This window comes from Henriciella sp. AS95 (assembly GCF_038900055.1).
In the GTDB taxonomy this organism is placed as follows: domain Bacteria; phylum Pseudomonadota; class Alphaproteobacteria; order Caulobacterales; family Hyphomonadaceae; genus Henriciella.
Map to the genome: position 1 here is coordinate 744,879 of NZ_JBBMQM010000001.1, position 26,379 is coordinate 771,257.

The 26,379-nt window shown below is 59.9% G+C and carries 31 protein-coding genes and 1 tRNA gene; 15 read left to right on the plus strand and 17 right to left on the minus strand.

Features of this window, described 5'->3' with window-relative positions; genetic code table 11:
• Positions 1–62 precede the first annotated feature (62 nt).
• Positions 63–668: a methionine biosynthesis protein MetW gene (locus tag WNY37_RS03935; protein ID WP_342972156.1), complete on the minus strand. Its 606-nt coding sequence runs from the start codon at positions 666–668 to the stop codon at positions 63–65.
• On the minus strand, positions 665–1,804 hold the full coding sequence (locus tag WNY37_RS03940) for a homoserine O-acetyltransferase (protein WP_342974869.1): 1,140 nt from the start codon (positions 1,802–1,804) through the stop codon (positions 665–667). The genes WNY37_RS03935 and WNY37_RS03940 overlap by 4 nt, the downstream gene beginning before the upstream one ends.
• A gap of 167 nt (positions 1,805–1,971) precedes the next feature.
• Here WNY37_RS03940 and hisC point away from each other — a divergent pair, with 167 nt between their 5' ends.
• From hisC to WNY37_RS03955, 3 genes are all read left to right on the plus strand, one after another.
• Entirely contained in the window at positions 1,972–3,054 is a 1,083-nt protein-coding gene (gene hisC / locus WNY37_RS03945; RefSeq protein ID WP_342972157.1) for a histidinol-phosphate transaminase, read from the plus strand.
• Between the two features lie 2 nt (positions 3,055–3,056).
• Entirely contained in the window at positions 3,057–3,992 is a 936-nt protein-coding gene (locus WNY37_RS03950) for a prephenate/arogenate dehydrogenase family protein (protein WP_342972158.1), read from the plus strand.
• A gap of 287 nt (positions 3,993–4,279) precedes the next feature.
• Positions 4,280–4,756, plus strand: coding sequence for a hypothetical protein (locus WNY37_RS03955; protein WP_342972159.1), 477 nt, complete (start codon positions 4,280–4,282; stop codon positions 4,754–4,756).
• Here WNY37_RS03955 and WNY37_RS03960 read toward each other — a convergent pair.
• Both WNY37_RS03960 and WNY37_RS03965 read right to left on the minus strand, forming a co-directional pair.
• Positions 4,753–5,466 carry an SDR family NAD(P)-dependent oxidoreductase gene (locus WNY37_RS03960; RefSeq protein WP_342972160.1) on the minus strand — a complete coding sequence of 238 codons (714 nt, stop codon included), beginning with the start codon at positions 5,464–5,466 and terminating at the stop codon, positions 4,753–4,755. The two genes, WNY37_RS03955 and WNY37_RS03960, sit on opposite strands and share 4 nt — an antisense overlap.
• 60 nt (positions 5,467–5,526) lie before the next feature.
• Positions 5,527–5,613: transfer RNA gene (locus WNY37_RS03965), tRNA-Leu, on the minus strand.
• Positions 5,614–5,628: 15 nt separating this feature from the next.
• Here WNY37_RS03965 and WNY37_RS03970 point away from each other — a divergent pair.
• Both WNY37_RS03970 and WNY37_RS03975 read left to right on the plus strand, forming a co-directional pair.
• On the plus strand, positions 5,629–6,303 hold the full coding sequence (locus WNY37_RS03970; protein WP_342972161.1) for an exopolysaccharide biosynthesis protein: 675 nt from the start codon (positions 5,629–5,631) through the stop codon (positions 6,301–6,303).
• A gap of 91 nt (positions 6,304–6,394) precedes the next feature.
• Positions 6,395–6,916, plus strand: a complete 522-nt coding sequence (locus WNY37_RS03975) for a disulfide bond formation protein B (protein WP_342972162.1) — start codon at positions 6,395–6,397, stop codon at positions 6,914–6,916.
• Here WNY37_RS03975 and WNY37_RS03980 read toward each other — a convergent pair.
• Positions 6,913–7,371, minus strand: coding sequence for a DUF3429 domain-containing protein (locus WNY37_RS03980; protein ID WP_342972163.1), 459 nt, complete (start codon positions 7,369–7,371; stop codon positions 6,913–6,915). The genes WNY37_RS03975 and WNY37_RS03980 overlap by 4 nt on opposite strands.
• 133 nt (positions 7,372–7,504) lie before the next feature.
• Here WNY37_RS03980 and WNY37_RS03985 point away from each other — a divergent pair, with 133 nt between their 5' ends.
• From WNY37_RS03985 to lpdA, 4 genes are all read left to right on the plus strand, one after another.
• Entirely contained in the window at positions 7,505–8,143 is a 639-nt protein-coding gene (locus WNY37_RS03985; protein WP_342972164.1) for a hypothetical protein, read from the plus strand.
• Between the two features lie 102 nt (positions 8,144–8,245).
• Positions 8,246–8,662, plus strand: coding sequence for a hypothetical protein (locus tag WNY37_RS03990; protein ID WP_342972165.1), 417 nt, complete (start codon positions 8,246–8,248; stop codon positions 8,660–8,662).
• Between the two features lie 83 nt (positions 8,663–8,745).
• Complete coding sequence (locus tag WNY37_RS03995) at positions 8,746–9,111, plus strand: hypothetical protein (protein ID WP_342972166.1); 366 nt, start codon at positions 8,746–8,748, stop codon at positions 9,109–9,111.
• Positions 9,112–9,195: 84 nt separating this feature from the next.
• Positions 9,196–10,584, plus strand: coding sequence for a dihydrolipoyl dehydrogenase (lpdA, locus tag WNY37_RS04000; protein WP_342972167.1), 1,389 nt, complete (start codon positions 9,196–9,198; stop codon positions 10,582–10,584).
• A gap of 160 nt (positions 10,585–10,744) precedes the next feature.
• Here the strand turns inward: lpdA and rpsP are convergent, their stop codons facing one another.
• The 7 genes from rpsP to WNY37_RS04035 all read right to left on the minus strand — a co-directional run bounded on the left by rpsP (position 10,745) and on the right by WNY37_RS04035 (position 15,593).
• On the minus strand, positions 10,745–11,236 hold the full coding sequence (gene rpsP / locus WNY37_RS04005) for a 30S ribosomal protein S16 (protein WP_342972168.1): 492 nt from the start codon (positions 11,234–11,236) through the stop codon (positions 10,745–10,747).
• Between the two features lie 248 nt (positions 11,237–11,484).
• The gene (locus tag WNY37_RS04010; protein ID WP_342972169.1) at positions 11,485–11,778 is read right to left on the minus strand and encodes a chorismate mutase; all 294 of its coding nucleotides are present in this window, start codon (positions 11,776–11,778) and stop codon (positions 11,485–11,487) included.
• A complete protein-coding gene (locus tag WNY37_RS04015; protein ID WP_342972170.1) occupies positions 11,775–11,984 on the minus strand; it encodes a hypothetical protein in 210 nt (69 codons plus the stop codon). The genes WNY37_RS04010 and WNY37_RS04015 overlap by 4 nt, the downstream gene beginning before the upstream one ends.
• On the minus strand, positions 11,981–13,435 hold the full coding sequence (gene ffh / locus WNY37_RS04020) for a signal recognition particle protein (RefSeq protein WP_342972171.1): 1,455 nt from the start codon (positions 13,433–13,435) through the stop codon (positions 11,981–11,983). The genes WNY37_RS04015 and ffh overlap by 4 nt, the downstream gene beginning before the upstream one ends.
• Before the next feature lie 187 nt (positions 13,436–13,622).
• Positions 13,623–14,222, minus strand: coding sequence for a GNAT family protein (locus WNY37_RS04025; protein WP_342972172.1), 600 nt, complete (start codon positions 14,220–14,222; stop codon positions 13,623–13,625).
• 162 nt (positions 14,223–14,384) lie between these two features.
• Positions 14,385–14,918, minus strand: coding sequence for a carboxymuconolactone decarboxylase family protein (locus WNY37_RS04030; RefSeq protein ID WP_342972173.1), 534 nt, complete (start codon positions 14,916–14,918; stop codon positions 14,385–14,387).
• 111 nt (positions 14,919–15,029) lie between these two features.
• The gene (locus WNY37_RS04035) at positions 15,030–15,593 is read right to left on the minus strand and encodes a peroxiredoxin (protein WP_342972174.1); all 564 of its coding nucleotides are present in this window, start codon (positions 15,591–15,593) and stop codon (positions 15,030–15,032) included.
• 126 nt (positions 15,594–15,719) lie between these two features.
• Here WNY37_RS04035 and WNY37_RS04040 point away from each other — a divergent pair, with 126 nt between their 5' ends.
• Positions 15,720–16,625, plus strand: a complete 906-nt coding sequence (locus WNY37_RS04040) for a hydrogen peroxide-inducible genes activator (RefSeq protein ID WP_342972175.1) — start codon at positions 15,720–15,722, stop codon at positions 16,623–16,625.
• On the opposite strand, the gene WNY37_RS04045 is transcribed toward WNY37_RS04040, so the two are convergent.
• Complete coding sequence (locus WNY37_RS04045) at positions 16,622–17,974, minus strand: dicarboxylate/amino acid:cation symporter (RefSeq protein ID WP_342972176.1); 1,353 nt, start codon at positions 17,972–17,974, stop codon at positions 16,622–16,624. The two genes, WNY37_RS04040 and WNY37_RS04045, sit on opposite strands and share 4 nt — an antisense overlap.
• 131 nt (positions 17,975–18,105) lie before the next feature.
• Here WNY37_RS04045 and WNY37_RS04050 point away from each other — a divergent pair, with 131 nt between their 5' ends.
• Positions 18,106–19,902 carry a glycosyltransferase family 39 protein gene (locus tag WNY37_RS04050; protein ID WP_342972177.1) on the plus strand — a complete coding sequence of 599 codons (1,797 nt, stop codon included), beginning with the start codon at positions 18,106–18,108 and terminating at the stop codon, positions 19,900–19,902.
• On the opposite strand, the gene WNY37_RS04055 is transcribed toward WNY37_RS04050, so the two are convergent.
• On the minus strand, positions 19,899–20,267 hold the full coding sequence (locus WNY37_RS04055; protein WP_342972178.1) for a hypothetical protein: 369 nt from the start codon (positions 20,265–20,267) through the stop codon (positions 19,899–19,901). The genes WNY37_RS04050 and WNY37_RS04055 overlap by 4 nt on opposite strands.
• Before the next feature lie 161 nt (positions 20,268–20,428).
• On the opposite strand from WNY37_RS04055, the gene WNY37_RS04060 reads away from it, so the two are divergent.
• Complete coding sequence (locus WNY37_RS04060) at positions 20,429–20,866, plus strand: hypothetical protein (RefSeq protein ID WP_342972179.1); 438 nt, start codon at positions 20,429–20,431, stop codon at positions 20,864–20,866.
• A 30-nt stretch (positions 20,867–20,896) separates the two neighbouring features.
• Entirely contained in the window at positions 20,897–21,025 is a 129-nt protein-coding gene (locus tag WNY37_RS04065; RefSeq protein ID WP_342972180.1) for a hypothetical protein, read from the plus strand.
• On the opposite strand, the gene WNY37_RS04070 is transcribed toward WNY37_RS04065, so the two are convergent.
• Positions 21,022–21,306 (minus strand): hypothetical protein, encoded by a 285-nt coding sequence (locus WNY37_RS04070; protein ID WP_342972181.1) that lies wholly within the window; start codon positions 21,304–21,306, stop codon positions 21,022–21,024. The genes WNY37_RS04065 and WNY37_RS04070 overlap by 4 nt on opposite strands.
• A 108-nt stretch (positions 21,307–21,414) precedes the next feature.
• Between WNY37_RS04070 and WNY37_RS04075 the strand changes: the two genes are divergently transcribed.
• Positions 21,415–21,783 carry a hypothetical protein gene (locus WNY37_RS04075; RefSeq protein WP_342972182.1) on the plus strand — a complete coding sequence of 123 codons (369 nt, stop codon included), beginning with the start codon at positions 21,415–21,417 and terminating at the stop codon, positions 21,781–21,783.
• Between the two features lie 145 nt (positions 21,784–21,928).
• Positions 21,929–22,213, plus strand: coding sequence for a GIY-YIG nuclease family protein (locus WNY37_RS04080; protein ID WP_342972183.1), 285 nt, complete (start codon positions 21,929–21,931; stop codon positions 22,211–22,213).
• Positions 22,214–22,681: 468 nt separating this feature from the next.
• On the opposite strand, the gene WNY37_RS04085 is transcribed toward WNY37_RS04080, so the two are convergent.
• Together WNY37_RS04085 and gyrB are read right to left on the minus strand one after the other, a co-directional pair.
• Entirely contained in the window at positions 22,682–23,590 is a 909-nt protein-coding gene (locus WNY37_RS04085) for a hypothetical protein (protein ID WP_342972184.1), read from the minus strand.
• A gap of 105 nt (positions 23,591–23,695) precedes the next feature.
• A complete protein-coding gene (gene gyrB / locus WNY37_RS04090; RefSeq protein WP_342972185.1) occupies positions 23,696–26,119 on the minus strand; it encodes a DNA topoisomerase (ATP-hydrolyzing) subunit B in 2,424 nt (807 codons plus the stop codon).
• Positions 26,120–26,379 lie beyond the last annotated feature (260 nt).

A 26,379-nucleotide genomic window follows, 5' to 3' on the forward strand; every position in this document is an offset into this window, starting at 1 on the left:
CAAAGCGCAGTCCGTCAGGACGCGCAGAAAGCCGGTCGGGGGTCAGGGCCCGACCGGCTTTTTCATTTACGGTGAAGATGCAGGATAACCTCGTCGGCGCCCCAGTTTAGGCGCGACAGCCCGGCTTCCCTGAAACCGCCAACCTTTCCGTCTCTCACAGCGGCCATGGCCACAGTTTCAAGGCCGAGGTCACCGCAAAGCTCCACCATGTCGCGGGCCGTTGACGGATGTAGCGCGGCTTCGTCGTGCCAGATGCGATGGCCCGGCATACGGCCCGACGAGAAGAGCGACAGGCGGCGACGCCAGAGACCGTAATTCCTGAACGACACGATCACATCGGGCGCGATACGCGCCAGCTCCCGCAGCACCAGGTGCGGCCGGCGCATTTGCTGGATCGCCTTGGACAGGATCGCGAAATCGAAGCCATTGTCGGGAAAGACTTCAAGGTCGCTATCGGCGTCTCCCTGAATGACAGACAGGCCGCGCGCCATTGCAGCGCCGGCAAGCTCACCAGACAGCTCCAGACCCCTCGCCCGAACATTCCGTTCAGCGACAAGAAGGGCGAGCAGGTCTCCATTGCCACAGCCAACATCAAGCACGCGTGCGCCTTCCGGCACGCGCTCTGCGATCGCCTTGTGGTCGGCGCGGGACAGGGACGGCTCGGTCATTGAATGCCTCGTTTGACGGCATTGGCGGACAGGAAGCCCGCGAGCGCATCTTCAAAAAGTGGCTCTTCAAGGAAGAACGCATCATGCCCGTTATCGGTCTCGATTTCGAGATAGCTGACTTCGGCCCCAGCCGCCGCGAGGGCGCGGGTGATTTCCCGCGTCGTCGAGGGTGGGTAGTGCCAGTCCGATGAGAAGGAGAACAGGCAAAAGCGGACGGGAGTGTCGACGAAAGCGTCTGCCAGGCGGCCATCATGGCGGGCGGCAAGGTCATAATAGTCCATGGCCCGCGTCACATAGAGATAGGAGTTGGCGTCAAACCGGTCGACGAATGAGTGGCCCTGGTGACGCAGATAGGATTCGACCTGGAAGTCTGCGTCAAAGCTGAAGCTCGTCTTGTCGCGGTCCTGGAGGCCGCGATCGAATTTCCGCTTCAGCGCCTCTTCGGAGACATAGGTGATGTGTGCGGCCATACGCGCAATGGCGAGACCGCGTGACGGCCGCTTGTTCTGCGCGAGGTATTGGCCGCCGCACCAGTCAGGGTCCGCCATGATCGACTGGCGTCCGACCTCATAGAAGGCAATGTTCTGCGCCGAATGGCGGGCGGCGGTTGCAATTGGAATGGCCGTGAAGACACGGTCCGGCGCCTTCTCAGCCCAGTCCAGCACCTGCATGCCGCCCATTGAGCCGCCAATCACAGAGAACAGCGTGTCGATGCCGAGCGCATCGATGAAGGCGATCTGGGCCCGTACCATGTCGCTGATCGTGATCACAGGAAACCGTGTGCCCCAGGGCTTGCCGTCGGGGGCGTCCGATGCAGGTCCGGTCGTGCCCATGCAGCCACCGAGGACATTGGTCGCGATGACATGGAAGCGATTTGTGTCGATTGGCAGGCCGGGGCCGATCATGCGCGTCCACCAGGCGGGTCGCTCGGTAATCGGGTTCGGGGAGGCTGCAAACTGGTCGCCGGTCAGCGCGTGACATATCAGGATGGCGTTCGACTTGTCGGCGTTCAACTCGCCCCAGGTCTCGTAGGCAATGCGCACGTTTTGCAATCGCTCTCCACAATCGAGCGGGAGCGGATCGGGCAGCGTCAGATGGTTCACTTCGCTGATGGCAAGGTTTGACCGGTCGGACATCGCGCCTGAGGTGTCGGCAGCAGTGGGTGAAGTCAAGTCAATTCAGACTGATGGAGATGCGCAATAATCATCTGGAACTTATCGGTGCAGATGCGCAGAACGCATTGGCTGACTTGATTTTCCCTCCGTCTTTGATCACGAGGAGGGCAAGTTGAGGAGCAGGACACATGACCGGGCCGAAGCCGCTTGCGAATATTCTTGAGATCACGCCGTACAAGGGCGGGCAGAAACTCGACCATGGCTGGAAGCTGTCGTCGAATGAGAACCCGCTCGGCTGCAGTGCGGCGGCGCGCGAAGCCCTTTCGAAAACGGCAGAGCATCTTGAACTCTACCCTGATGGCTCGGCGCTCAAATTGCGCGAAGCCATTGGCAAGAAATACGGAATTGATCCCGACCGGATCGTCTGCGGCGCCGGGTCGGATGAGATCTTTCAATTGCTTGGCCGCGCTTATCTCTCGCCGGGCGATGAGATTATCCAGTCCGAGCACGGTTTTCTGGTTTACCGGCTGGTGGCCCAGCAGTCTGGTGCGAAATGCATCAGTGCGCCCGAACAGGACCTGAAAGCCGATGTCGACGCCATTCTCGAGCGCGTCACCGACAAGACGAAGATCATCTTCCTTGCTAATCCCAACAATCCGACGGGCAGCTACATTCCGTTCAAGGAGGTCAAGCGGCTGCATGCCGGTCTGCGCGACGACATCCTGCTGGTTCTGGACGGGGCCTATGCTGAATATGTTCAGAAGAATGACTACGCCGCCGGCATGGAGCTGGCGGGCGAAGCGCCGAACGTTCTGGTCACGCGAACCTTCTCGAAGATTCACGGGCTCGCCGGTCTGCGCATGGGCTGGGCTTACGGCCCTGAAAGCGTGATCGATGCTATCCACCGCGTGCGCGGCCCGTTCAACACGACCTCTGTCGCACAGGCCGCGGCAATTGCAGCGCTCAGCGACGAGCGGTTTGTATCTGAATCGGTCGAACACAATAATTCCGAGCTTGAGCGTGTTGGCGCTGGTCTCGAAAAGCTGGGCTTCAAGATCTATCCAAGCGTCGGCAATTTCCTGCTGATAGAGTTTGAAGACAAGGATGGCCGTCGCTCGACAGATGCGGACGCCTTCCTGCGTGAACGCGGCATCGTGATCCGTGACATGAATGCTTACGGCTTGCCGAAATGCCTGCGCCTCTCGATTGGCACCAAGCAAGCCAATGACGATGTGCTCGCGGCGTTTAAAGCCTTCAAGAAAGCCAGCTGAAAATGAGCCCCGCGACCTTCGATGAGATTGCCATTATCGGCATTGGCCTCATCGGCTCGTCGCTGGCGCGCGCCGCCAGGGAAACCGGCGCTGCTACGAAAGTCAGCCTTTACGACGCCAATGAAGAGGTGCGCAGCACTGCATCAAGGCTGGGCCTTGGTCATGTCTGCGATGATCTGAAATCGGTCTGCCAGTCTGCTGACTGTGTCCTTCTCTGCGTGCCGGTTGGTGCGATTGAGGCAACGATGCAGGAGATTGCGCCCTACCTGAAGCCTGCCTCCATCATCACAGATGTTGGCTCGGTCAAGGAAAGCGCGCTGACGGCGATGCAGGCGCATTGCCCGGCCCATGTGCACCTGATTCCGGGTCACCCCATCGCCGGCACGGAGAAGTCTGGTCCCGAAGCCGGGTTTGCGAGCCTTTTTCGCGGTGCATGGCATATCCTGACGCCTATTCCGAAGCAGGGCGAAGCCTATAATGGCGCGGTTGACCGGCTCGCCGCGTTCTGGGAGCGCCTTGGCGCGCGTGTTGAGATCATGGATGCCGCTCGTCATGATCGCGTCCTCGCCATCACGTCTCACCTGCCGCACCTCATCGCCTACAATATCGTCTCCACCGCCTACGATATGGAAAGCGTCGGCGAGGGCGAGGTGGTGAAATACTCGGCTGGCGGTTTTCGCGATTTTACCCGTATTGCCGCGTCCGACCCGACAATGTGGCGAGACGTGTTCCTCAACAACAAGGACGCCGTGCTGGAGACGCTGGGGCGTTTTAGCGAGGATCTGGCAGCGCTTCAGCGCGCGATCCGCTGGGGCGATGGCGACACGCTGATGCGGGAGTTCGAGCGGGCTCGCGGCATACGCAAGGCGATCATCGAGGCCGGGCAGGATACGGACGAGACCAATTTCGGCCGAAACACACCTGACAAGAACGACTGAAAAGCAGAGCGGTGGGGCGGACGCTGTCCCCTCAGGCCTGTCCGCCCCCGCGCGCGTTCTGCAACGCGATCGCGCGGCCTGCCCTGCCGCTTGAACGCATCAAGGACAGGGCGGCGCGAAGCCGCACAGCGCCTTCTGTGGTTCAGGGGAGAAGGCCACCGGCGCTGATATTCGCAATTTAACGGACCCAAGCTGAACAGGTGCGCCGCACACGCGTTGCTTTGTGTTCATGCTGCGTTCGGATATGAACTGATAGCTGAAGCGACAAACCAAGAGAGGTTGCACCAATGATCAGAACTGCAAGCGCCATCGCCATCCTCGCGGCAGGCCTCATGGGCTGCACCACGGCCAAACCGTATGGGCCCGCAGCGTCCGCAACAGCGCAGGGCTACCTGGTCCAGCCGATTGAGACCAATCGCTACCGCGTCTCCTATACGGCCCTGACGCCCGACGAGGCGCGTCGGTATGCGTTGCGCCGTGCGGCTGAAGTGACCGTGGAGCAGGGTGCGGACTGGTTCCGCGTCGTTTCTAACTATACCGACCAGGATTACTCCCGGTCCGGCGGGTCGTCTGTTTCGGTCGGCGGATCGTCGGGCGGTCGCTATTCTGGCGTGGGTGTCGGTGTCGGTATTGGTCTTCCCCTCGGCGGCGGAGACTCCAAGACCACTGAAGCCCTTGAAATCATAACCGGATCGGGATCAAAGCCCGATGAACCGAACGCCTATGATGCGCGGTCAGTCCTGGTGAACACGGCAGGATACTAGGCCGGGACTTCCTTCCCGGCCCAATCGAAGACTTTTCCGGTGTCCTCTGGCGTCAGGCGATCGACGACGCCGAGCAGGTAGCCTGCTGATTGTTCAGCACTGAAGAGCTGTTTGCCAGGAACGTTGGCCTGAAAGGGTTTCGAGAGATCGGTATCAACCGTTCCCGGATGCAGGCCGACACAGATCGACTGGTCATTCTTGCGCCGCCATTCGATTGCGAAGTTGCGGATCAGCATGTTCAGTGCGGCTTTGGAAGCGCGGTAGGCGTGCCAGCCGCCGAGGCGATTATCGCTGATGGAGCCGACACGCGCAGAGACGGCTGCGAACACTGCGCGTCGATCATTTGGCATGATCGACAGGAAGTGCTTGGCGATGAGCGCCGGGCCGAATGTATTGATATCGAACACCCGCCGGTAGGAGTCCAAACCCTGATGACGCCAGCTTTTTTCAGGCTGCGTGTCGCCCTCGGACAGAAGGCCGGATGCCACGATAACGAGCTCTGGGTGCCCAGCCTTTGCGACCTGGTTTGCCGCTGCCTTGATGGTGGCTTCATCCAGAATGTCGATATGCCCGGGCACGACACCGGCAGGCCAATCGCGAACCTCGCGTCTCGAGAAGGCGTGAATGGTCCCAAACTTGCTGTTATGGCTGAGAGCGAGGGTGAGGGCGCGGCCAATACCTCCGCTAGCACCGATGATGACTGCTGACATGGAGAATGAGGTAGTGTTTCAGAGAAATTGGCAAGGCTTTGCCGCTCTATCCATCGCGAATGGTACCTCTGGCCGGACTCGAACCGGCACTCTGTTGCCAGAAACGGATTTTGAATCCGTCGCGTCTACCGATTCCGCCACAGAGGCACTCGGATGGAAGGCATGCTCCTGCCTCAAGAGGAAAGATGCGTCAATCGTCTCGACCACCACACAAAAGCGCGATACCCGATTTTCATGACCGAACAGATCACTCCGCACACCTTTTTGCAGTCGATTGAGCGCATGGCCGACGAGGCGACGGAGGAGGGATTTTCCCTGCGCCAGATCTTTGACCGGCTCGACGAGCGCGCATTTGGCGCGGCGCTGTTCATTCTGGCATTGCCCTGCTGCATCCCTTTTCTCTACGGCGTCCCACAGGTCGTCTCACTGCCAATGATGGCGCTTGCCGCCCAAATGGTGGCGGGCCGGGAAGAGCCGTGGCTGCCGGAGAAATTCGCGAAGCGGATGATCGACAAAAAGGGACTCACGCGGACAGCCAAAGGGGGACGTAAGTGGTTTGGCTGGCTGGAGAAAATCGCCAGGCCGCGGTTCACTTTCCTGATGGGCAATCGTGGTGAGCGAATTATCGGACTTTTCCTGGTCTTCTTTTGCGCGTCCATTCTAGTGCCGTTGCCGTCGACCAATACAGTTCCCGGAATCGGCGTTGCAATTGTTGCATTCGGTCTGATGGCCCGCGATGGAATCCTCGTGATCCTGGGGTCGATTATCGGAACGGCCTGGATCGCGACGTTGATCATCCTCGTCGCTCTCGGCATCAAGACTGTCACAGGTTCATGACGAGGCGCGCTTGAACGCCGCATTGCGCCATGCTCTCGCCTTGGTCATTGTCCAGCTAATCAAACGACCAAGATTTGGACATTAGGGACGAATGACCGCATTTCTGGCACCGGTTTTCAGAACGTGGCGCTGGCCGTTGATCGCGCTGTTGGCTTCGCTTGCCATGCTGGCTTCTGCCCATGCGTTCGAGCGTCTTGCCTATTTTCTCCCCTGCCAGCTTTGCCTGCGCCAGAGAGAGGTGTACTGGGCGGCCGCAGCAATGGCGGTCACCGGACTGGTTCTCTGGAACTTTCGCCAGAACCGACGCTTCCTGGTTGCCTTCAATGTCATGCTTGCGCTGGTTTTCCTGACAGGAGCCGTTGTCGCGGTTTACCATTCGGGCGTTGAATGGCGCTGGTGGCCCGCCCCGACAGGGTGCGTGGATGGGCCTGTCGATGTGATGAGTATTGATATGGGCGGCCTTGATGAGCGCACGGCCACGGCGTCGTGTCTCGATGCGCCGTTCCGCATTCTGGGTCTGTCCATGGCCGGCTGGAATGCGCTCGCTTCGATCGTGCTGGCCGCGTTCAGTTTTATAGCTGCAACCAAGGCGCTTCCAAAGGATCTCGCCTAAAGCCCGAAACTTGGAACAGCCCAGGCGAAAACCAGACTGCCCGCTGCCGCCACAGTCGCGCCGAGCCGCATCGGCTTGAACCAGGCTGGCACCCTGGTCGACGTCCAGTCCCAGGCCAGCTGGATCACGAAGAGGGCGGCGAGCGCCAGATACCAGTTCGGGTTTGGCAGCAGGATAATGGCGAATGGCAGGATGACCCAGCCAAGCAGGGCCGGCATGACGGACAGGATGAGCGTCGAGGACCGCGACCTGTCGGACGTCAGTGACATCCCCCACCTGATCCCGCCGAGAAAGCTGAGGATGACGGCAGCATAGGTCTGAAGCCACAATCCAGCCGTCGCATTGGTAGGGGCTTCAAGTGTCGCCGTGGCGACCGAGAAACCGAGAAACGGTAGAGCGCCAGCGGCGGTCAGAATGAGCGCGGTGCGGCGAAAGGCGGAGCTATGATCAATCATGCAGGCCAATATGGGGCCGACGATGCAGCGGTCCAGCGATTTGCTCTAATTCGTGAACAACTCGTTGTCGGATTGTGTGAAATTGAAACTATGCATTCATGCCGTGTAAATCACGATTGTTTACAACTCTGTCATGCCTCGTCGCCTGATTGCCCTCCTTATTTCCGGCATTTCCATCGTGTTCGCCTTTGGCGCGCTGACGGCGATCCGCTGGCCGAGCATCATGATGTTTCTGGGCCTGTTCTTTCATCCCGACCCGTCGCTGGGTCTCAGCAATATTAACTGGCGGGAACTCGGCTTTGCTTATGGCGCGCCATACTTCCTGGCAGCGCTTTGTTTCTACGCCTCATCGATCTGTGTCGCATCGCGGCGCAAGGGATCGATCATCTGGTACATCATGGGCTGTGTGTCGGCGACACCAAGCTTCTATCTGGTTGATTTCGAGCAGGGCTGGTGGCGCAACCCCAGTGGCCCGGAGGGCATGGTCGCGGGTGGGGCTGTGATGATCATCCTGCTTGGCATTGCAGTGGCGCTCCTGCGGAGACGACGTGTCGGCGAAGTGGTGAGCGAAGACGGTGAAGAAGATGGCAGCGTACAGCTCAGCAAGGAGCAGTTCGAGGCGTTAATCGCCAGATCAGAGGCGCGCTCGGCGCCCGCTGAAGAGACAGTACGCCCGGTTCGCCGCCGGGGCCCCGTTCCGGCCGCGATTGCTCGCCAGCGCGCGCATTTTGCTGCCGAAGGCCGCCGCATGAAGGCACGGCGTGGACGCTGAAACCCTACCAGGTTCGTGTCAACTTTGACGACCTTGTTCAGAAAGTTTTGAGGACATGTGGCTAGCGTTCGAGGCAGTCTCGGCGAGAGGGAGCCAACCAAGATGAGATTCCGACAGTTTTGCGGCTTCTGCCTCGGCCTCCTCGGTACATGGTTCATGTGGCAAGTCGGCGTTGGCTTGGCTCACTTCATCCACTCCACCTACAATGTGACGATTCCGGGCGCGATAATGGAGCCCAGCGTGACCATGCGTATCATGTCGGCGCTGGCGGCCTTTCTTGCCGGTCTTGCAGCCCTCACTGAACGAAAGGGCGGGGCCTGGCTCGCTGGGCTTTCAACCTTCATGTTCGCCTGCGTCGCCTTTGGTGTGATCCAGGGACGCCACGACATTTCCGTCTGGCGCGACGATTACCTGTATCTCTCCATCCTCACCATTCTTTTCCTCGCCCTGGTGGTTCTGCGCCGCGAGGCCGAACATGATGACGAGGTCGTCTACGATACGGCTGAGCCCGTCTCATAGCACCCCTTGCCGGTTTGCCCGGCTTGCCATACCTCACGACTGGCAATTGCAGGACCCCATGATGAGACAGGGGAGGGTGTGCCATGCTGATCAGGCGTCTCGCTGGATTTGTCGGAATCGTTGTCGCGACCTGGATGCTCTGGGAAACTATCAATCCGGTGATGCGGCAGATCTCGTTTGGATCTGACTTCGTGACGGAACTGCTCAATCCACCGACCACGCTTCTTCGTTTCATTTCAACGCCGCTCATGATTGTTGGGGGTATTCTGGCCGTGCTGAGCGTGCGCGGCGGTGCATACGTGTTCACGGCCGGCGCGCTGGTCTTCGCTGTCCTGACAGGCGCTCTGGTCGGGTACGGCTCCGATTACACCCTCTGGCGCGATGAGGCGGTGCTCGCCCCTTTCCTGATGGTGATCAGCGGCGTGCTGCTTCTGACCCACAGGAATTGACGACAAAGCCGCATTGATTTCGACAGATCAGTGCTTAGGTTCGCGACGAGTCAATCACTTGCGATCCTACAAGGCAGACATTCCATGGCAGACACATATGACGTCGTCATCATCGGCGGTGGCCCCGGCGGCTATAATTGCGCGATCCGCGCGGGCCAGCTTGGCCTCAAGACGGCGATCATCGAGAAGCGCGGCAAGCTGGGCGGGACCTGCCTGAACGTCGGTTGTATCCCTTCAAAAGCTCTGCTGCATGCGTCCGAGCTGTTCGATGCCGCCAAGAACCAGTTCGCAGGCCTTGGCATCAAGACAGGCAAGGTAGAGCTCGATCTGAAATCCATGATGGGCCAGAAGGATGATGCCGTCGAAGGCCTCACCCAGGGCGTCGAATTCCTGATGAAGAAAAACAAGGTCGACTACATCAAGGGCTTCGGCAAGATCACCGGCCCCGGCAAGGTCGACGTCGACGGCAAGACGCTGACCACAAAGAACATCGTCATCGCAACTGGCTCCGAGCCTTCGACGCTGCCCAACATCGAAATCGATGAAGAGCGCGTCGTGACCAATACCGGCGCCATCGCGTTGAAAGAGGTACCGAAGAAGCTGATCCTCATCGGGGCGGGCGTGATCGGTCTTGAGCTTGGTTCTGTCTGGTCGCGCCTCGGCTCAGATGTGACCGTTGTCGAATATCTCGACCGGATCATGCCGGGCGCTGACAATGAGATCGCCAAGGAAGCCCAGCGCGTCTTCAAGAAACAGGGCCTCGACTTCCGTCTCGGCATGAAGGTGACCGGCGTCGAAAAGATGAAATCCAAACTCAAGCTCTTCATGGAGCCGGCCAAGGGCGGCGATGAGGAAGTGCTTGATGCTGATGCTGTCATTGTTGCCGTCGGACGCCGTCCATACACTGAAGGCCTCGGCCTCGAAGCGGTTGGCGGGAAGACCGACAAGCGCGGGGTGATCGAGGTCACCGACCACTTCAAGGTGGCAGATGGTGTCTGGGCTGTTGGCGATTGTATCCCCGGCCCGATGCTTGCCCACAAGGCTGAGGATGATGGTGCGGCCGTCGCTGAGCTGATCGCCGGTAAGGCGGGCCATGTCGATTACAATCTCGTGCCTAGCGTCGTTTACACGAATCCGGAGATCGCTTGGGTCGGCAAGACCGAGGAGCAACTCAAGGAAGCGGGCATCGAGTACAAGAAGGGCAAATTCCCCTTCCAGGCCAATTCCCGCGCGCGCACCAATCATGAGACGACAGGCTTCGTGAAAGTCCTCGCAGACGCGAAGACCGATCGCATCCTCGGTGCCCACATGATGGGCGTCGGCGTTGGCGAGATGATCCACGAAATCTGCGTTGCCATGGAATTTGGCGCGGCATCGGAAGATGTGGCCCGCACCTGCCATGCGCACCCGACCATGTCAGAAGCCGTCCGCCAGGCCGCCATGGGCGTCGAAGGCTGGACGATGCAGATGTAGGCAGCGCCGGGTTCTGTCACAGCACTCGGCCGCTTCATCCTGAGCCTGTCGAAGGATGAAGCGGCCAGATGCAGCACGCGAACAGTATTCCAATCCCATTGCGAACAAAAAAAGCCGGACGGTTTCCCGCCCGGCCTGAAATGCTCGAAAGAGACCCGCCTTAGCTGGCTTTCTCTTCTTCAGCAGCCTCTTCGGCCGGTGCTTCTTCAGCTTCGGCTTCAGCAGGCGCTTCTTCTTCGGCTGGAGCGTTTTTGGCTTCTTCAGCGGCTTTCTTGGCTTCGGCTTCAGCTTCCTTGCGGGCAGCTTCTTTTTCAGCCTTCTCCTCGATGCGTTCTTTCGCCTTCGTGCCTGGCTCACCCTTGTTCGGGTTGTTGCCATGCTCCCAGGCGACCACTGGCTTGCCGTCAACTTCCATCTGGCTCAGGAAGCGAGCGACGCGGTCGGTCGGCTTGGCGCCTTTGGCGACCCATTCAGCGGCTTTCTCGGCGTCGATCTTGATGCGCTCTTCGCTGTCTTTCGGCTGGCGAGGGTCGTAGGTGCCGATCTTCTCGATGTAACGGCCGTCGCGCGGGGCGCGGCTGTCAGCAACGACAACGCGGTAGAAGGGGCGTTTCTTGGACCCGCCTCGGGCGAGTCTGATTTTCAGGGCCATGGTGTATCTCCTTAAGTGTCTTATGGCGTCTCTGGTTTAGTGTTTGCTCGTGGCTGATCGCTGGTATGCGCCAGCGGCCACTGCGCCTTCGCCTTGCTTGTGAGGAGCAAGACTGGGGCGTAATCCTTTGCCGCCGGTCCCTGCGAAGGCAGGGACCCATGGTGCGACCTCAGCGGCTGCACGACGGGGAAAGGGCTGTCCATGGACACCTGCCTGTGCAGGTGTCTGCGGATATTGTGCGGAATGGCTCATGAGTGTTGGCCATCCCTGATCTGCTCATGGTGGCGAATGACTTCGGCCACGATGAAATTGAGGAATTTCTCGGCAAAGGCCGGGTCTAGGCCGCTCTCCTTGGCGAGGCGCTGCAGGCGCTCGATCTGGCGGGCTTCGCGGGCTTTGTCCGATGGTGGCAGATCATGCTCGGCCTTCAGGTGGCCGACCTGCTGGGTCAGCTTGAAGCGCTCTGCCAGCGTATGCAGCAGGATCGCATCCATATTGTCGATGCTGGCGCGGAGGCGTTCGAGTTCTGGGAGGGCGCTCATTTATTCGCCCTCATTTTCGGGTCAAGGATCAGCGTCGCGACCACCCATCCGAAACCAAGATACATGAGTTTGTCGCTGAAATTGCTCAAGCTGCCAAGGTCTACAAATTCGAGAAACAGGCCGCTGAGGATCACAAACGCGCCAATCGCCCGGACAACACGAAGTCTTGTCTCGGTAATGGTGAAGGTCTTTTTCTCGTCGCTCACTTCTTCTTCCCCCCGCCAAGGCCGGGAAGACCGCCTGGAGGCATGGCGCCGCCCATTCCCGGCATTCCGCCCTTGCCCATCTTGGCGATATCTGTCGGAGAGACGCCCGCGCCGCCGAGCGCATTCATCATGCCCTTCATGCCGCCCTTGCCGAGCTTTTTCATCATGTCGGCCATCTGGCGGTGCATTTTCAGCACCTTGTTGACGTCCTGCACCGAAACGCCCGCACCAGCGGCGACCCGCTTGCGGCGTGAGGCATTGAGGAGGGCGGGCTTGGCGCGCTCTTTCTTGGTCATGGAGGAGATGATCGCTTCCTGACGCTTCAGGACGCTGTCATCCATATTCGCGGCGGCGAGGGCCTGCTTGGCTTTCTTGGCGCCGGGCAGCATGCCCATGATGCCGCCAAGGCCGCCCATTTTCTGCATCTGCTTGAGCTGGTCGGCGAGGTCATTGAGGTCGAACTCGCCCTTGCGCATTTTCTTGGCCATGCGCTCGGCTTTTTCAGCGTCGAGCTGGTCGCCGGCTTTTTCGACGAGGGAGACGATGTCGCCCTGGCCGAGGATGCGTCCGGCCACGCGTTTGGCTTCGAAGGCGTCGAGGCCGTCGAGCTTCTCGCCCGTGCCGAGGAATTTGATCGGGAGGCCCGTGACCGCGCGCATGGAGAGCGCGGCGCCGCCGCGGCCGTCACCGTCCATACGGGTGAGGACGAGGCCGGTGAGCGGCAGGCGCTCATGGAAGCGACGGGCCGTCTCGACAGCGTCCTGACCGGTCAGCGCGTCAGCGACGAGGAGGGTTTCCTTGGGCTGCGCGATCTTCGCGATCTCGGCCGCCTCGGCCATCATCTGCTCATCGATGGACGTGCGGCCAGCGGTGTCGAGGAAGACGACATCATGGCCGCCAAGCTTGGCCGCCTGCAGCGCGCGCCTGGCGATCTCTGCCGGCATCTGACCTTCGACGATCGGCAGCGAGGTAACGCTTCCGCCAACCTGTTTGGCGAGGATGGCAAGCTGCTCCATCGCGGCCGGACGGCGAACGTCGAGCGAGGCCAGGAGGACTTTCTTCTTGTCACGTTCGGCAAGGCGCTTGGCGATCTTGGCCGTGGTCGTTGTTTTACCAGAGCCCTGAAGGCCGGCCATCATGATGACGGAAGGCGGATTGTCGACGCGAAGGCCTGTCTCGGCATCCTCGCCGCCCAGCATGTCGACAAGGCCGTCATGGACGATCTTGATGACCTGCTGGCCAGGTTTCACCGAACGGATGACTTCCTCGCCAACCGCGCGTTCCTTGATCTTGCTGATGAAGTCCTTGACGACCGGCAGGGCGACGTCGGCTTCCAGCAGCGCCACGCGGATTTCGCGAAGGGCTGCCGTGACGTCTTTCTCCGACAGGGCGCCGCGCCCGGTCAGTCCGTCAAATATGCCGCCAAGGCGGTCTGTCAGCGCGTCAAACATCGCGATACTCCTTGCTCGTCTGCCAATAGGTGACAGGTAAGCGCTCCGTGCCATTCGCGCAAAGCATGAGAGCCCCGCTGAGCGAAACTTCGCCGGGCGGGGGCTTCGCCGAGTTCATAGCCTCGGAAAAGCGCGCTTCATGTTTTGCGCGGATTTCGCGTGCGTAAAGCACGTCATGGCCGGTAAATCAAGCGCCAGGCGCTGGTAGCGTCTCACCAATCATTGCGCCGATCTTGTCCAGCGCGGCTCTTATCTCGTCATCGATCAGCGAAAACACATAAACGTCTGCCCAGCTGCCATCCGCCATTCTGGAGTATTTTCGCAATGTGCCCTCGTGGATGGCACCAAGGCTTTCGATGTGCGCGAAGGCCCGCTCGCTGCGTGATGACATCAGCCATTCGACCCGTCGGGCCCGCCATTCAATCGATCGCTTGATCATGAGGTACTGGACATGTGTTGCAACGCCGGTCCCGCGGTGAGCCTCTTCCAGCCAGGTATAGCCGACGCGTACACGCCGGTGCAGCCGGTTCGGAAGGATGAACGCCGCGATCCCGATCAGTTCATCGGTTTCCTTTGACAGGACAACCAGAGCCTGACCTGTGCCGAGCTGCGACATGCGTAGCGTATGGTCGAAATAGGCGTTCAGATTGTGACCGTCAGGAATGACCGGCATGAACTTCCACATGTCATTGATCGCGTTCCTGTTGTGGATCACGGCGCGATGCTCTTCAGCCAGGGGCTGAAGTCGAATCATTGATGTTTCGAGACCGGGAGCATTGAGTTCCATTGCGAGGTCCATTGTCGTTCGAAAGCGAACGCTGTGCAACGCTGCGCGCAAAAATGTGATCCCCGTCCACGCCGCCGTCGCCCCTGAATGTGAACAGTATTCAATTCAGGGGCGACGAACGGGAAACACTCAAGCGGGCAGTCCCAATTATTCTGCGTGCCGCTATTCGCTGGCAGCTTTCTCTGCTTCCAGCACGCGGGCGACTGCATTGACGACCGATGCAATGCGCAGCGACGCCTGGATCTGCTCTGATGTCATGCCGGCCTTGCGCAGCTCGGCTTCGTGCGCGTCAAGGCACATGCCGCAACCATTCACGGCAGAGACCGCCATGGAAAACAGTTCGAAATTCGCTTTCGAAATCCCGGGCGCGCCGATCACATTCATGCGCAGCCGCGCTGGCAGGGTGCGGTAGGTCTCGTTGGAGAGAAGGTGGATGGAGCGGTAATAGACATTGTTCATGCCCATGATCGCCGCGGCAGCCTTCGCGGCCTTCGTCGCTTCCTCGCTCAGCTTACCGTCTGTCTCGGCCGCGATGCCCTTGACGATATCGCCTGTACCGACCGCGTAGGCGCAGGCGAGCATGCAGCCATATTTCTGCTCATCGTCGAGGATGGTTTCGTTAAACAGGGAGCCGAGGTTGAGCTTCAGGTCCTTGGCATAATCGGGCAGGGCCGATTTCAGTGTGTCGATCGACATTGTATTGTTCCGGATATCTTGAAGTCTGAGAGGGTAGACAGGAACACGCCGCCCGAACGGGCCGGGCGGCGCTGGACTGTCATTGCTATTTAACGCTTGAACGTCAGCGGCTTATTCGGCCGCGATGTTCAGGACATCTCCGCCAACCGGGCGGTTGCACGGGCAAAGCTCGTCGGTTTGCAGGCCATCGAGAACGCGCAGCGTATCCTGAGGGTTGCGGCCGACATTGAGGTTGTTGACGTAGACGTGCTGGATGACGTTGTGCGGGTCGACCAGGAAGGTCGCGCGATAGGCGACACCTTCGTCCTGGTTGCGCACGCCAAGGCCGTCGACGAGCGAGCCATTCGTGTCAGCAAACTGCCAGATCGGCAATTCGTTGAGGTCCTGGTGGTCGCGGCGCCAAGCGAGCTTGACGAATTCATTGTCGGTGGAGCCGCCGAGAACGACACAGTCACGGTCTTCGAATTCGCCCGCAAGGCGGCCGAACTCTGCGATCTCGGTCGGGCAGACGAAGGTGAAGTCCTTCGGGTAGAAGAAGATAACTTTCCACTTACCGTCAAAGCTGTCGCGGTTGAGCTCTTCGAACGCGCTTTCGCCGTTCTGCTCGTGTTGCATGAACTTCGGCTTTACGCCGACGACTTTGAAGTCAGGGAGGATGTCGCCAATACCAAGCATGGGAGGACCTTTCGTAATATCTGCTATGCGAAAATGCATTGCAAGTTGCTTCTGTAATGCATCTTTGGCATGCAGTTGTTGGTAAAATCCAATTGATAAATAAAATTGTTTCGATAGATTATATCTATGCACCTGCCTACGTTGAGACAGCTTCAATTTCTCTGTGCGCTCGCCGATGAGCGTTCTTTCTCGCGCGCGGCCGACGTCTCGAATGTGACGCAGCCGACGCTATCGTCAGCTATCAAGGAAGTGGAAGCCATTCTTGGGGTTCAACTGGTCGAGAGAGAGGCGCGGGGAGCGTCCCTGACGCGGGCTGGCGAAGAAACCGTTGAACGCGCCCGGGCCATTCTTTCGAGCGCTGCCGATCTGGTCTCTGCCGCCCACCAGGCGGGCACGCCGTTGACCGGCCCGTTTCATCTTGGGGCCATTCCGACGCTTGCGCCCTATCTGCTGCCGCGTACGCTATCGGCCTTGAGGTCCGGGCACCCCGAACTGAAGCTATACCTTCGAGAGGACCAGACCGATCGGCTCATAGAGGGATTGCGCAACCGCACGCTGGACGCCGCCTTGATCGCCTTGCCCTGGGAGTCGCCCGGCATCGAAACCGAAACACTGGGGGACGATGAGTTCCTGTTCATTGCCCCAAAGGACCACAAGCTTTCAAAAGCCAAGAAGCTGTCGCCCAAAGACCTGAATGGTGAAGATGTGTTGCTGCTCGAAGACGGCCATTGCCTGCGCGATCATGCGATCGCGGCATGTGCGCTGTCTCCTTCTGCGTCGCCGTCCAACGTGTCGGCGACGTCGCTGGCAACGCTCGTTCAGATGGTGGCGGGTGGCCTTGGTATTTCGCTCGTGCCGAAAATCGCGGCCGAAGCCGGTCTCGGGACGGGTACGGACGTGAAAATTCGTCAGTTCGACAAGCCGGTTATCGGACGTCAGATCGGTATTGCCTGGCGCGCTGGAAGCCCGCGCGAAAAAGAAGCGCGGATGATCGGCAAGAGCGTGAAGAAGACTTTGGCCGCTCGAGCCTAAGTCTCGTGAGTCACTGTCCGGTCGATCTCGGCGGTGACATTGTCCTCGGCGCGGTAGATCCCCTCATCAAATTCGTTTTCCCATTTCGCCACGACCGTCGAGACAGCGAGGTCACCTGTGATGTTGGTCACGGTCCGCATCATGTCGAGCAGGCGGTCGAAGGCAAAAAGCGGCGCGAGGATGAGCAGCATCTGGGTTTCGTTGGCGCCAATGACGCCAAGCGTTGTTGTGGCAAGGAACAGGCTGACGGATGGGATACCGGCGGTGCCGATTGAGACCAGCGTCGCCATCACGGCGACCGTCACATACATGCCGAAATCGACCTCGAGACCGAGCGCCTGGGCCGCAAACAGCGCAATCAGCCCCTGATAAAGCGCCGTGCCGTCCATATTAATGGTCGCGCCGAGCGGCAGCACGGAGGAGGCGACGGGCTTTTTGACGCCGAGATTCTTCTGCGCCACGGACATGGTGACGGGAAGGGTCGCGTTCGAGGACGAGGTTGAGAAGGCGACCATCTGCGCGTCGGTAATGCCGCGATAGAAGGGAAGCAGCGGCAGTTTCGCGACGAATTTGATCAGGAAACCATGCGTCAGCAGCATGTGCAGGCCGCACGCAAGATAAAGAGCGAGCGTCATCATGCCGAGCGCTGCGACCACAGAAAGGCCGTAGGCGGCCATCACCCAGGCCATCAGGGCGAGCACGCCGAACGGTGCGACTTCCATGATAAGCAGAGTAAGCTTCAGGATCGCTTCAGAGGCGGAGTTGAAGACATCTGCAACCGGCTTGCCGGCATCGCCCGCGAGCAGGATACCAATGCCAAACATGATGGCGAAGAAGATGACGGGCAGGACATCGCCATTTGTCATCGCGGCGACAGGATTGGTCGGGACGATGGAAAGAACGGTCCGCATGATCTGCTCGAACACGCCGACCGTTTCCATGGCACCGCCGCTTTCAAGCCGCTGGCGCGTCGCCTCGATATCGTCAGCGGATACTGAATTGACATCAAAGCCTGCGCCGGGCTGCAGCAGCGTGCCCATGATGAGGCCAATCGTAACGGCGACGGCCGTTGTGCCCATATAGATGGCAATGGCGCGGCCACCGAGACTGCCGAGCTTCTTCGGGTCTCCCATCGCCAGAACGCCTGAGACCAGCGTCAGGAAGATGAGCGGGACGACCAGCATCCGGATAAGATTGAGGAAGAGGTCGCCAAAAGGCTTGAAGTAGTTGCCGACGGCTGAGGCTTCAGCTTCGCTCATCGTATAGCGAATGACGAGGCCGATCGCAGTGCCGAGCACGAGGCCGATCATCACGCGCTTCCACAGATCAATCCTGAACCAGGCCTTCATGCCGCAACCCCTTAAATGCCAATCCTTGCCGCGCAGCCTAGAGTGGGCCGCACCGAAATCAAAGCTGCATATGTAAGAGACGAGCCAAAGCCGTTTCGCCGACAGCCAATACAGTCTACAACGCAGCGCAGATGAACTGGATTGATCGCCTCTCGACCGGCTGGAAAGCCTGGGTCCTGCTGTTTGCGCTGACGATTACGGCAGCCGCACCTGGCGTGTTCAATCTGCCGGCGCTTGACCGTGACGAGAGCCGCTTCGCGCAAGCCTCGAAGCAATATCTCGAAACCGGCGACTACATCACGATCCGATATCAGGATGAGTACCGTAACAAGAAGCCGGCTGGCATTCACTGGCTTCAGGCAGGCGCGACAGCCGCTTTCGGCGAAGGCGAACATCTGGAGGTCTGGACGTATCGTGTGCCGAGCTGGATCGGGGCCGGGCTTGCGACGCTTGCTTGCTTTTGGCTAGGTATCGCAGCGATTGGTCGGCGCGGCGCTTTCATTGGCGCGGCCTTGTTTGGCTCCAGTCTTTTGCTGACATCGGAAGCGCACATCTCAAAGACGGATGGCGTTCTCGTCTTCCTGATCACGGCGGCGATGGGCTGTCTGCTGCGGCTCTATCTTCGCAAGGATAATGACAAGCGGCTCGCCCTGGCGTTCTGGATAATCCATGGCGCGGGCTTCCTGATCAAAGGGCCGGTCATCACGCTCGTGGCCGGAATGGCGGTGCTGGTACTCTGGCTCTGGGACCGGCGCGACCGTGACTGGATGCGCGCGCTGTGGTGGTGGCCGGGACCGCTGATCACCGTGTTGATGGTGCTGCCATGGTTCATCATGATCCAGATCGCGACGCAGGGCACCTATGTCGAGGGCGCCGTCGGTAAGGACCTCAAGGACAAGCTGGTGTCAGCATCCGAGGGGCATGGCGGATTGCCGGGCTATCATCTCATGCACCTGCCGGCCTGGTTCTTCCCGGGCATTCTATTACTGGTCCCGGCTGTCGCTTTGACCTGGCGGTATTTGCGTCACAAGACGCTGGAATCGCTCGGAGATGTCGACCGTGACGGGCTGAAATTCCTCGTCGCCTGGGCCGTGACCACCTGGATTTTCTTCGAATTACTCCTCACCAAGCTCAGCCATTATATCCTTCCGGCTTATCCTGCCTTTGCCCTTCTGTGCGGCTGGGCGGCGGTGAAGCTGATCGAGGGTAACCGGGCTGTGATTTCACGCTACGTCTCACTCATTCTGTTCCTGATCGGTGGTGTCGCGCTTGCGGGCTTCACCTCACCGTGGGCAGTTGAGGCGCTGCAGGCGGACAAGGCGGGTGATTTCAAGACCGTCGAAGAAAGCGCCGTCATGGCGCAGTGGGCCGGCGCAACCGATTATCCGATGTTTTTCTGGTATATGGGCGCGGGCGCTGTCCTTCTTGGTGGTATTGCCCTGGCTGTGCGCCGCATTCCCCTCGCAGTACTGGGCGGTGTTCTGGCAAGTATACTCCTTGGCTGGCAGGCGCGCATCTTTGTCCTGCCGACGCAAACCTGGGTGCAGGCAACCGAAACGGCCAAGCTCGCGCTGGAAGAGGTGTGCGGGATTCCGCATCAGGCTTGCGACGGCGAGGCCGGGCCGGACCGCGTGCTGGCGCTCGGTTATGCAGAGCCGTCCTATGTGCTGACGCTCGGTACGCAGAACCTTCATCCGCCTGAGACGCCGAGCGTCCTGCCGGATGATGAGGCTGCCTATCCGGTTGTTTATCTGGTCAATCTCGAAGACCAGCGTGCGCAGGTTGAATTTGCCGAAGTGGAGGCGTCTTCGGCGGCGCTCGGCCGATGTGAAACGCGGTCTGACCCGTTCTACGCGCTAAACTATTCGAACAATGATCCGGTCGCCTTCATCGCGGTTCGCTATGAGGCCGACTGCCCGGCTGGCTAGTCAGTCCTGGCGCTGCGGGGCGCGGCGAGGCCCCGTTCCTTTGCCTCTTCGGGCAGGCTGTCCCACCAGTCGGCATAGGATGACCCCTTCGGGTGTTTCATCGTCTCGTCGGGTGCGCCGTCATCCCACCAGACCGGGCCGCGTTCCCCAAGCGCTTCCTTGGCGGCGTTGACCTGACGCCGGGCCGCCCTCAGCAGGCGCTCATTGTTCTGGACTTCCTTCACCTTGCGGCGGGCCGCCATCAGATTTTTCATGAGCGCCTTGCGCCCTGCTGGCGTCAGGCGCGGATTCGAACAGCGCCAGAGTTTGCCATTGGCGACGAAGTAGCGACCGTCGGGGGTGTGGGGGTAATCCTTGAGAGACATGCGCAGGAGCGATTGGCGTATGGGGCTGCATTGGTCAAGCCGCGCGCGGCAGACATTAACGGCAAATTAAATCGGGCCGGGCAGCGTTTACAGCTATCATCAGTCGAATGCAGTCTGTTCTCGCCCCCAGAAGAGGGGTCGCCACCCAAGGAGGGTATCTCATGGATCAGTCCCGTCGCCGCCTGCTCATGCTGGCCGGAACCACCGCGCTTGCCGCACCGCTCAGCGCCTGCGGAACGCTGCTTTACCCCGAACGCCGCGGGCAGACAGGCGGGCGCCTTGATACCGCCGTTGTGATCCTCGATGGGCTGGGCCTGCTGCTATTCCTGGTACCTGGCCTCATCGCCTTTGCTGTCGATTTCGGGTCCGGCGCCATCTACCTGCCGGGCGGCCGACGTGCAGATGCGTCCGACGCGTACGATCAGTACGCGTTTGAGGGCAAGCTGACGGCCGAGAAATTCGACCGCGCCTATGAGGCCCAGTATGGCCAGAAGCGCGATTTCGAGTTCGATCAGGTGCAGCGTATCGAGGTTTCGGACGTGGCTGACATGCATCGCAAGATGGCCATGCTCAATCGCCAGGCCGGGTTCCGCGGCTAGGGAAATTTCGCGAGATTCCATGCGTTTTGGATGGGCCGAAAGCAGGCCGATTACGGGCCGATCCTAGGCCGATTGCGGGTCATTTCCGGCTGCGCTGTCTTCGGCCCGCCTGCTGACCTGCCCCTGGTCGTCGACAAGATGCAGCTGGTGCTGGACTAGCCTTGTACGGCCATCTCGGCGAGGCAGCTGGAGACCATGCTGCGGATGGCGCCGGAGGAGGCCGAGCCGCCATCATGATTGTAGCGGTCCCACGCGCAATCGCAGGCAGCAGCGGCGTTCTGGGCGCTCATGAGATTGGTCGACGTGCCGGGCTGTTCCTGCATCTGGGCGACGGGCAGGCACTTGTCGATGAATGTGTCATAATCGTTTGCCGCTGGCTCACAGGCGGCGACAGCGCTGAGGCTCAGGGCGGCGATGGCCAGTCTTGATGGCATGGACATGATGGGCGTCTCCCTTTCTTCAGGTGCCGCCATGATGGCGGACCGGGCGAAGGCGTGTCATTACGGGGTAATCCTGATGCGTTTGCGGCAGGTTGGGAAGGACGAGCCATGAAACTGCGCAAGGAGTATCGCGCCGAGCGGGTGTTTACCCCTGTCAGTCTTTATGTGCACCGGCGGGTGAATGCGGGCGTGGCGCGCGAGCTTTCGCAGACTGATCCGCCCATGCCGCCAAAGGAAATGGGCAAGGGCTGGCCGGTCTGGATCCTTGAGCATCAGGGCCGGGAATTGCGCTTTGCCTCACCGGAGGAGATGGCGCATGTCGCCGAGGTGTTGGGGCAAAAAGTGCTGCCACGCCCCTGGCAGGTAACGGACGGGCTCGGCCAGGCCAATTCGCACTGGCTCTCACGGCTGCATACGAGCTGGCGGCCCTGGAAGGTGCGCGAGAAGGTTGTGGCGGTGTTGCGGGCGGGGGTTTGAGGGTTGCTCCAACCCGCCTCCCTCCGCTCATTCCCGCGAAGGCGGGAATCTCGTGCGGCTAGGTCAGACCTCACCTGCCTGAGATCCCCGCCTTCGCGGGGATGAGCGGTGTTTGGGTTAGCGTTGGAAATGGTTACAGAACCAGATGGCCTTCTACGTCTACATCATGACCAACAAGCCGGGCGGCGTCCTTTATATTGGCATGACGGACGACATCAATCGGCGGGCCTATGAGCACCGGGAGCATATTCTGAAAGGCTTCACGTCCAAGTACAATTGCGAGACGCTCGTATGGTATGAGGCGCACGAGACGCGCGAATCCGCATTTGAGCGCGAGCGGCGGATCAAGAAATGGGAGCGGGCGTGGAAGGTTCGTCTCATCGAGGAGATGAACCCGGACTGGCGGGACTTGGCCGACGTGCTGATTTGAAGTCCATTACATAAACCCCAACACCCGCTCATTCCCGCCTCCATCCGTTCATTCCCGCGCAGGCGGGAATCTTGTGCGGCTACGTCTGACTTTTACGGCCCGAGATCCCCGCCTTCGCGGGGATGATCGGAGTTGGGTTTGGGCGCGCATGTCCGCAGATACCTGCGCAGGCAGGTATCCATGGCTCAACCGGCTGAAGCGATGCGCCATGGGTTCCTGCTTTCGCAGGAACCGGCGGCACCGTACAACGCCATGTTGAGCGTCCTTCGACACGCTCAGGATGAGGGGCGAACCATGAGGAAACCTGGCGCACCCGCCGCTGTGGTTCGACTTCGCTCACCATGGCGGCTTTGGGAGGTGTCCGATCTGTTTCAGCCCTAAAGGCCAGGCGGCCCTCATCCTGAACGTGTCCAAGGACGCCGTGCCATTCGCCGTGAAGATGATGGCTACATTGGCGACACAGCCAATCTAGCGAGCGCCGTCGCCTGCCAAGTCGACAATTCTTTCCTTCAACTGATCGAAAGCTGATCTGGAGAGATAATACTCCGATAGATTGACGCGATCTGAATTGGTTTGCTGGATGACTACCGATGCCGCCTCTTCAAGAGAGAGTTCGGCCTCGACGGACATTCTCCTCTTTAGGGCCAGAACAACTGCTGATCTTTGAAGTCTTGCCTCTCTTGAATTTGCTGATGTCGGCTGGGTTGATATCCCCAAGCCCGCCGCTCGAAACCGGCTTTTTGCCGTACTTGCTCTAGCATACCGGATTAATCCCTCCGCCAGACGTGCTGCGCGTTCGCGGGTTAATATTCGTCCGTCGGATTCAACCGGAGCATCATCTATGTACGACGCCAACCCGATAGTAATGAATTCCGCTCCTTCAGCCTGAGCTTCCGCGACTAGCGTCCTAACATCGTCGGTTTCGAACACGCTCGAAATTGAAAGCTCTTCTCCATCAAGTTCAAAATGGTGGCTGCTACGTTTGTACCAGCAGGCTTCGTGGTGAATGACGTAAATGTCAGCGAAGGCGACGGTGTCACCTTCAATTTGTAGAACAACTTCCACTCTCGGCTGCGCAGCGCGTTTTGTGGAGCACTCTTTTGAGTAAACCTTGATGCCGCCGTGCGAGCCAGAAAATTTGTAGGCGCGTTGAATCAGTTGCTTTTCAGAGAGTCGCCAAATCGGACGAGACAAGCCTTCCTTTTTAGCTGCTTCGCGACGTCGAAGGTAGGCTTGCTCGCGCGCACCTTGATAAACAAGGAAATAGAAAAATAGCCCGATTTCGATGAACGTGAGGAAGACTTTCAATTCAATGGAATTGGTGGAGGTCCAAGTTAGGCACAAAGCACCAGTCAGTAGTCCAGTGCTCAGAAGCATGAGACCTGCCCACCAAATGCTGGCTCGTCCGTTTTGGTGCCAAATCTCGTAGTCGGGCTCTGGTAGGCTTAGTCCAGCCATCTAGAACACTTCGTAGAGCTAAGCCTAAACATCCACCTCAGCTTCCAGCGCATTGTCCTGGATGAACTCGCGCCTCGGCTCCACCACGTCGCCCATCAGTCTTGTGAACATCTCGTCGGCTTCGTCGGCGTGGGCGACTTTGACCTGGAGGAGGGTGCGGGCGTTGGCGTCGAGTGTGGTTTCCCAGAGCTGGTCGGCGTTCATCTCGCCAAGACCCTTATAGCGCTGGATCTTGAGGCCCTTGCGGCCTGAGGCGAGGACAGCTTCGAACAGGGCAACCGGGCCGTGGATGACGGTCTCGCCGGCCTTGTCATTGCGCAGCACGGATGGCTCCACATAGAGGTGGCGAATGGCGGTCGCGTGATTGTTGAGGCGGATTGCGTCCTGGCTGGCAAGCAGAGCCTTGTCGAGCACGGCCTTCTCCTCGACCGAGCGAACCTCGCGCACGAGAATGAGATTGCCGTCCTCGAACCGGCCTTCCCATGTGTCCTCGCCTTCTTCGGCGATGAGGTTGAGGCGGGCGGCGGTTTTCTGAGCCGCTTCATCGGCAGCGCCGGGGGCGAGGGCACCGGCCATGGCGGCCTGTTCCACGATCGCGCCGGGGGCCCGCAGGCTGAGGCGCCAGAGGGCCGTCTTGAAGGCGGCGGCCTGACGGACATTCTCACGCAGGTCCTCGGCGGCGATCTGCGTGCCGTCCGCGAGGATCAGCGTCTCGCCGGTGGTGCCTTCCTCGATGAGGTAATTGTCCATCTCCATATCGTCCTTGAGGTAGCGCTCGGACTTGCCGCGCGAGACTTTGTAGAGCGGCGGCTGGGCGATGTAGAGATAGCCCTGCTCGATCACTTCCGGCATCTGGCGATAGAAGAAGGTGAGCAGCAGGGTGCGGATGTGCGCGCCGTCGACATCGGCGTCAGTCATGATGATGATCTTGTGATAGCGCAGCTTGTTGATGTCGAACTCGTCGCGGCCAATGCCTGCGCCAAGCGCCATGATCAGCGTGCCGACCTGGTCTGAGCTGAGCATCTTGTCGAAGCGGGCGCGCTCGACGTTGAGGATCTTGCCGCGCAGGGGCAGGATGGCCTGGTTGGAGCGGTCGCGGCCCTGTTTGGCCGAGCCGCCAGCGGAGTCACCCTCGACGATGAAGATTTCGGATTTGGACGGGTCTTTCTCCTGACAGTCGGCGAGCTTGCCGGGCAGGGAGGTGATGTCGAGCGCAGTCTTGCGGCGGGTGAGATCACGAGCCTTGCGAGCAGCCTCACGGGCGGCGGCAGCTTCGACGATCTTCATCATGATCATCTGAGCTTCCTTGGGATGCTCTTCGAACCATTCAGACAGTTTCTCGCCCATCAGGCTCTCGACGACGGGGCGGACCTCGGAGGAGACGAGCTTGTCCTTCGTCTGCGAGGAGAATTTCGGGTCTGGCACCTTGACCGAGAGGATGCAGGTGAGGCCTTCGCGGGCATCATCGCCAGAGATGTCGACTTTCTCTTTCTTGGCGATGCCGGTCTCGGCGGCGTATTTGTTGATGATGCGGGTCAGCGCGCCGCGGAAACCGGCAAGGTGGGTGCCGCCATCGCGCTGAGGGATGTTGTTGGTGAAGCAGAGCACCTGCTCGTGATAGGTGTCGTTCCACTCCATCGCGACTTCGACCGTGATGCCGTCTTTCTCGCCGATCGCGTAGATCGGCTCAGGGATGAGGGCGGTCTTCTGGCGGTCGACATGCTCGACGAAGGCTTTCACGCCGCCATCATATTCCAGCACGGTTTCGTAAGTCTCGGGGCCCCGCTCGTCGCGGAAGACGATGCGAACGCCGGAATTGAGGAAGGCGAGCTCGCGCAGGCGGTGCTCCAGCGTCTTCCTGTCATATTCGGTCATGGTGAAGGTCGAGGCCGACACCATGAAGCGGACGGCCGTACCGGTCAGCGGCTTGCCGTTCTCGCGCATCGGGGACACGCCGACCTCTTTCAGGGGCGCTTCGACAATGCCGCCATCGATGAAGCGGACATAGTGCTCCTTGCCAGCGCGGTGGATGCGCAGCTCGAGCCAGTCCGACAGGGCGTTCACAACGGATACGCCAACCCCGTGCAGGCCGCCGGAGACCTTGTAGGAATTCTGGTCGAACTTCCCGCCCGCATGCAGCTGGGTCATGATGACCTCGGCGGCCGAAACGCCCTCTTCCTTGTGCATCTCAACCGGGATGCCCCGGCCATTGTCGGTGATTTCGGCAGAGCCATCGGCGTGCAGCGTGACGGTCACTTCGTCGGCATGGCCGGCCAGCGCCTCGTCAATCGCATTGTCGACAACCTCGTAGATCATGTGGTGGAGACCAGAGCCGTCATCCGTGTCGCCGATATACATGCCAGGGCGTTTGCGGACCGCTTCGAGGCCCTTCAGGACCTTGATGGAATCGGCACCATACTCCGGCATATTTTCTGCTGGTTCAGCCATGTTCTTCCCGCCGCTGTTTGATTCGTCAAAATACCCTGAAAATATACAGGATTCGGCCCCGAAAGGGAAATCGCGAGCTGTGGTAAATCCGCCACAAAAACGGGGTATTTTCCGCAATGAAAACATGGGGTTACAGGGGCTGGAATTCTGCCGCTCCCAGACCGGTGTTTCTGACCCTGATCCATGAGGTGTTTTCATGGAAATTACGGGGCTGCCGGCCGCACTGCCAGGCGCACTTACGGGGCTTGTCACTTATGGAT

Excerpts from the sequence above, each read along its gene's own strand:
- WNY37_RS03990 (WP_342972165.1), top strand. The coding sequence starts at position 8,246 with ATGAGATTCCGACAGTTTTGCGGCTTCTGCCTCGGCCTCCTCGGTACA.
- rpsP (WP_342972168.1), bottom strand. The coding sequence starts at position 11,236 with ATGGCCCTGAAAATCAGACTCGCCCGAGGCGGGTCCAAGAAACGCCCC.
- hisC (WP_342972157.1), top strand. The coding sequence starts at position 1,972 with ATGACCGGGCCGAAGCCGCTTGCGAATATTCTTGAGATCACGCCGTAC.
- WNY37_RS03995 (WP_342972166.1), top strand. The coding sequence starts at position 8,746 with ATGCTGATCAGGCGTCTCGCTGGATTTGTCGGAATCGTTGTCGCGACC.
- WNY37_RS04025 (WP_342972172.1), bottom strand. The coding sequence starts at position 14,222 with ATGGAACTCAATGCTCCCGGTCTCGAAACATCAATGATTCGACTTCAG.
- WNY37_RS04075 (WP_342972182.1), top strand. The coding sequence starts at position 21,415 with ATGAAACTGCGCAAGGAGTATCGCGCCGAGCGGGTGTTTACCCCTGTC.
- WNY37_RS03980 (WP_342972163.1), bottom strand. The coding sequence starts at position 7,371 with ATGATTGATCATAGCTCCGCCTTTCGCCGCACCGCGCTCATTCTGACC.
- WNY37_RS04060 (WP_342972179.1), top strand. The coding sequence starts at position 20,429 with ATGGATCAGTCCCGTCGCCGCCTGCTCATGCTGGCCGGAACCACCGCG.
- WNY37_RS03955 (WP_342972159.1), top strand. The coding sequence starts at position 4,280 with ATGATCAGAACTGCAAGCGCCATCGCCATCCTCGCGGCAGGCCTCATG.
- WNY37_RS04010 (WP_342972169.1), bottom strand. The coding sequence starts at position 11,778 with ATGAGCGCCCTCCCAGAACTCGAACGCCTCCGCGCCAGCATCGACAAT.
- WNY37_RS04040 (WP_342972175.1), top strand. The coding sequence starts at position 15,720 with ATGCACCTGCCTACGTTGAGACAGCTTCAATTTCTCTGTGCGCTCGCC.
- WNY37_RS04085 (WP_342972184.1), bottom strand. The coding sequence starts at position 23,590 with ATGCTTCTGAGCACTGGACTACTGACTGGTGCTTTGTGCCTAACTTGG.
- WNY37_RS04080 (WP_342972183.1), top strand. The coding sequence starts at position 21,929 with ATGGCCTTCTACGTCTACATCATGACCAACAAGCCGGGCGGCGTCCTT.
- WNY37_RS03960 (WP_342972160.1), bottom strand. The coding sequence starts at position 5,466 with ATGTCAGCAGTCATCATCGGTGCTAGCGGAGGTATTGGCCGCGCCCTC.
- WNY37_RS03985 (WP_342972164.1), top strand. The coding sequence starts at position 7,505 with ATGCCTCGTCGCCTGATTGCCCTCCTTATTTCCGGCATTTCCATCGTG.
- WNY37_RS03975 (WP_342972162.1), top strand. The coding sequence starts at position 6,395 with ATGACCGCATTTCTGGCACCGGTTTTCAGAACGTGGCGCTGGCCGTTG.
- WNY37_RS04070 (WP_342972181.1), bottom strand. The coding sequence starts at position 21,306 with ATGTCCATGCCATCAAGACTGGCCATCGCCGCCCTGAGCCTCAGCGCT.
- WNY37_RS04065 (WP_342972180.1), top strand. The coding sequence starts at position 20,897 with ATGGGCCGAAAGCAGGCCGATTACGGGCCGATCCTAGGCCGATTGCGG.
- WNY37_RS03940 (WP_342974869.1), bottom strand. The coding sequence starts at position 1,804 with ATGTCCGACCGGTCAAACCTTGCCATCAGCGAAGTGAACCATCTGACG.
- WNY37_RS04045 (WP_342972176.1), bottom strand. The coding sequence starts at position 17,974 with ATGAAGGCCTGGTTCAGGATTGATCTGTGGAAGCGCGTGATGATCGGC.
- WNY37_RS03950 (WP_342972158.1), top strand. The coding sequence starts at position 3,057 with ATGAGCCCCGCGACCTTCGATGAGATTGCCATTATCGGCATTGGCCTC.
- WNY37_RS03935 (WP_342972156.1), bottom strand. The coding sequence starts at position 668 with ATGACCGAGCCGTCCCTGTCCCGCGCCGACCACAAGGCGATCGCAGAG.
- ffh (WP_342972171.1), bottom strand. The coding sequence starts at position 13,435 with ATGTTTGACGCGCTGACAGACCGCCTTGGCGGCATATTTGACGGACTG.
- WNY37_RS03970 (WP_342972161.1), top strand. The coding sequence starts at position 5,629 with ATGCTCCTGCCTCAAGAGGAAAGATGCGTCAATCGTCTCGACCACCAC.
- WNY37_RS04055 (WP_342972178.1), bottom strand. The coding sequence starts at position 20,267 with ATGTCTCTCAAGGATTACCCCCACACCCCCGACGGTCGCTACTTCGTC.
- WNY37_RS04030 (WP_342972173.1), bottom strand. The coding sequence starts at position 14,918 with ATGTCGATCGACACACTGAAATCGGCCCTGCCCGATTATGCCAAGGAC.
- WNY37_RS04050 (WP_342972177.1), top strand. The coding sequence starts at position 18,106 with ATGAACTGGATTGATCGCCTCTCGACCGGCTGGAAAGCCTGGGTCCTG.
- WNY37_RS04035 (WP_342972174.1), bottom strand. The coding sequence starts at position 15,593 with ATGCTTGGTATTGGCGACATCCTCCCTGACTTCAAAGTCGTCGGCGTA.
- lpdA (WP_342972167.1), top strand. The coding sequence starts at position 9,196 with ATGGCAGACACATATGACGTCGTCATCATCGGCGGTGGCCCCGGCGGC.
- gyrB (WP_342972185.1), bottom strand. The coding sequence starts at position 26,119 with ATGGCTGAACCAGCAGAAAATATGCCGGAGTATGGTGCCGATTCCATC.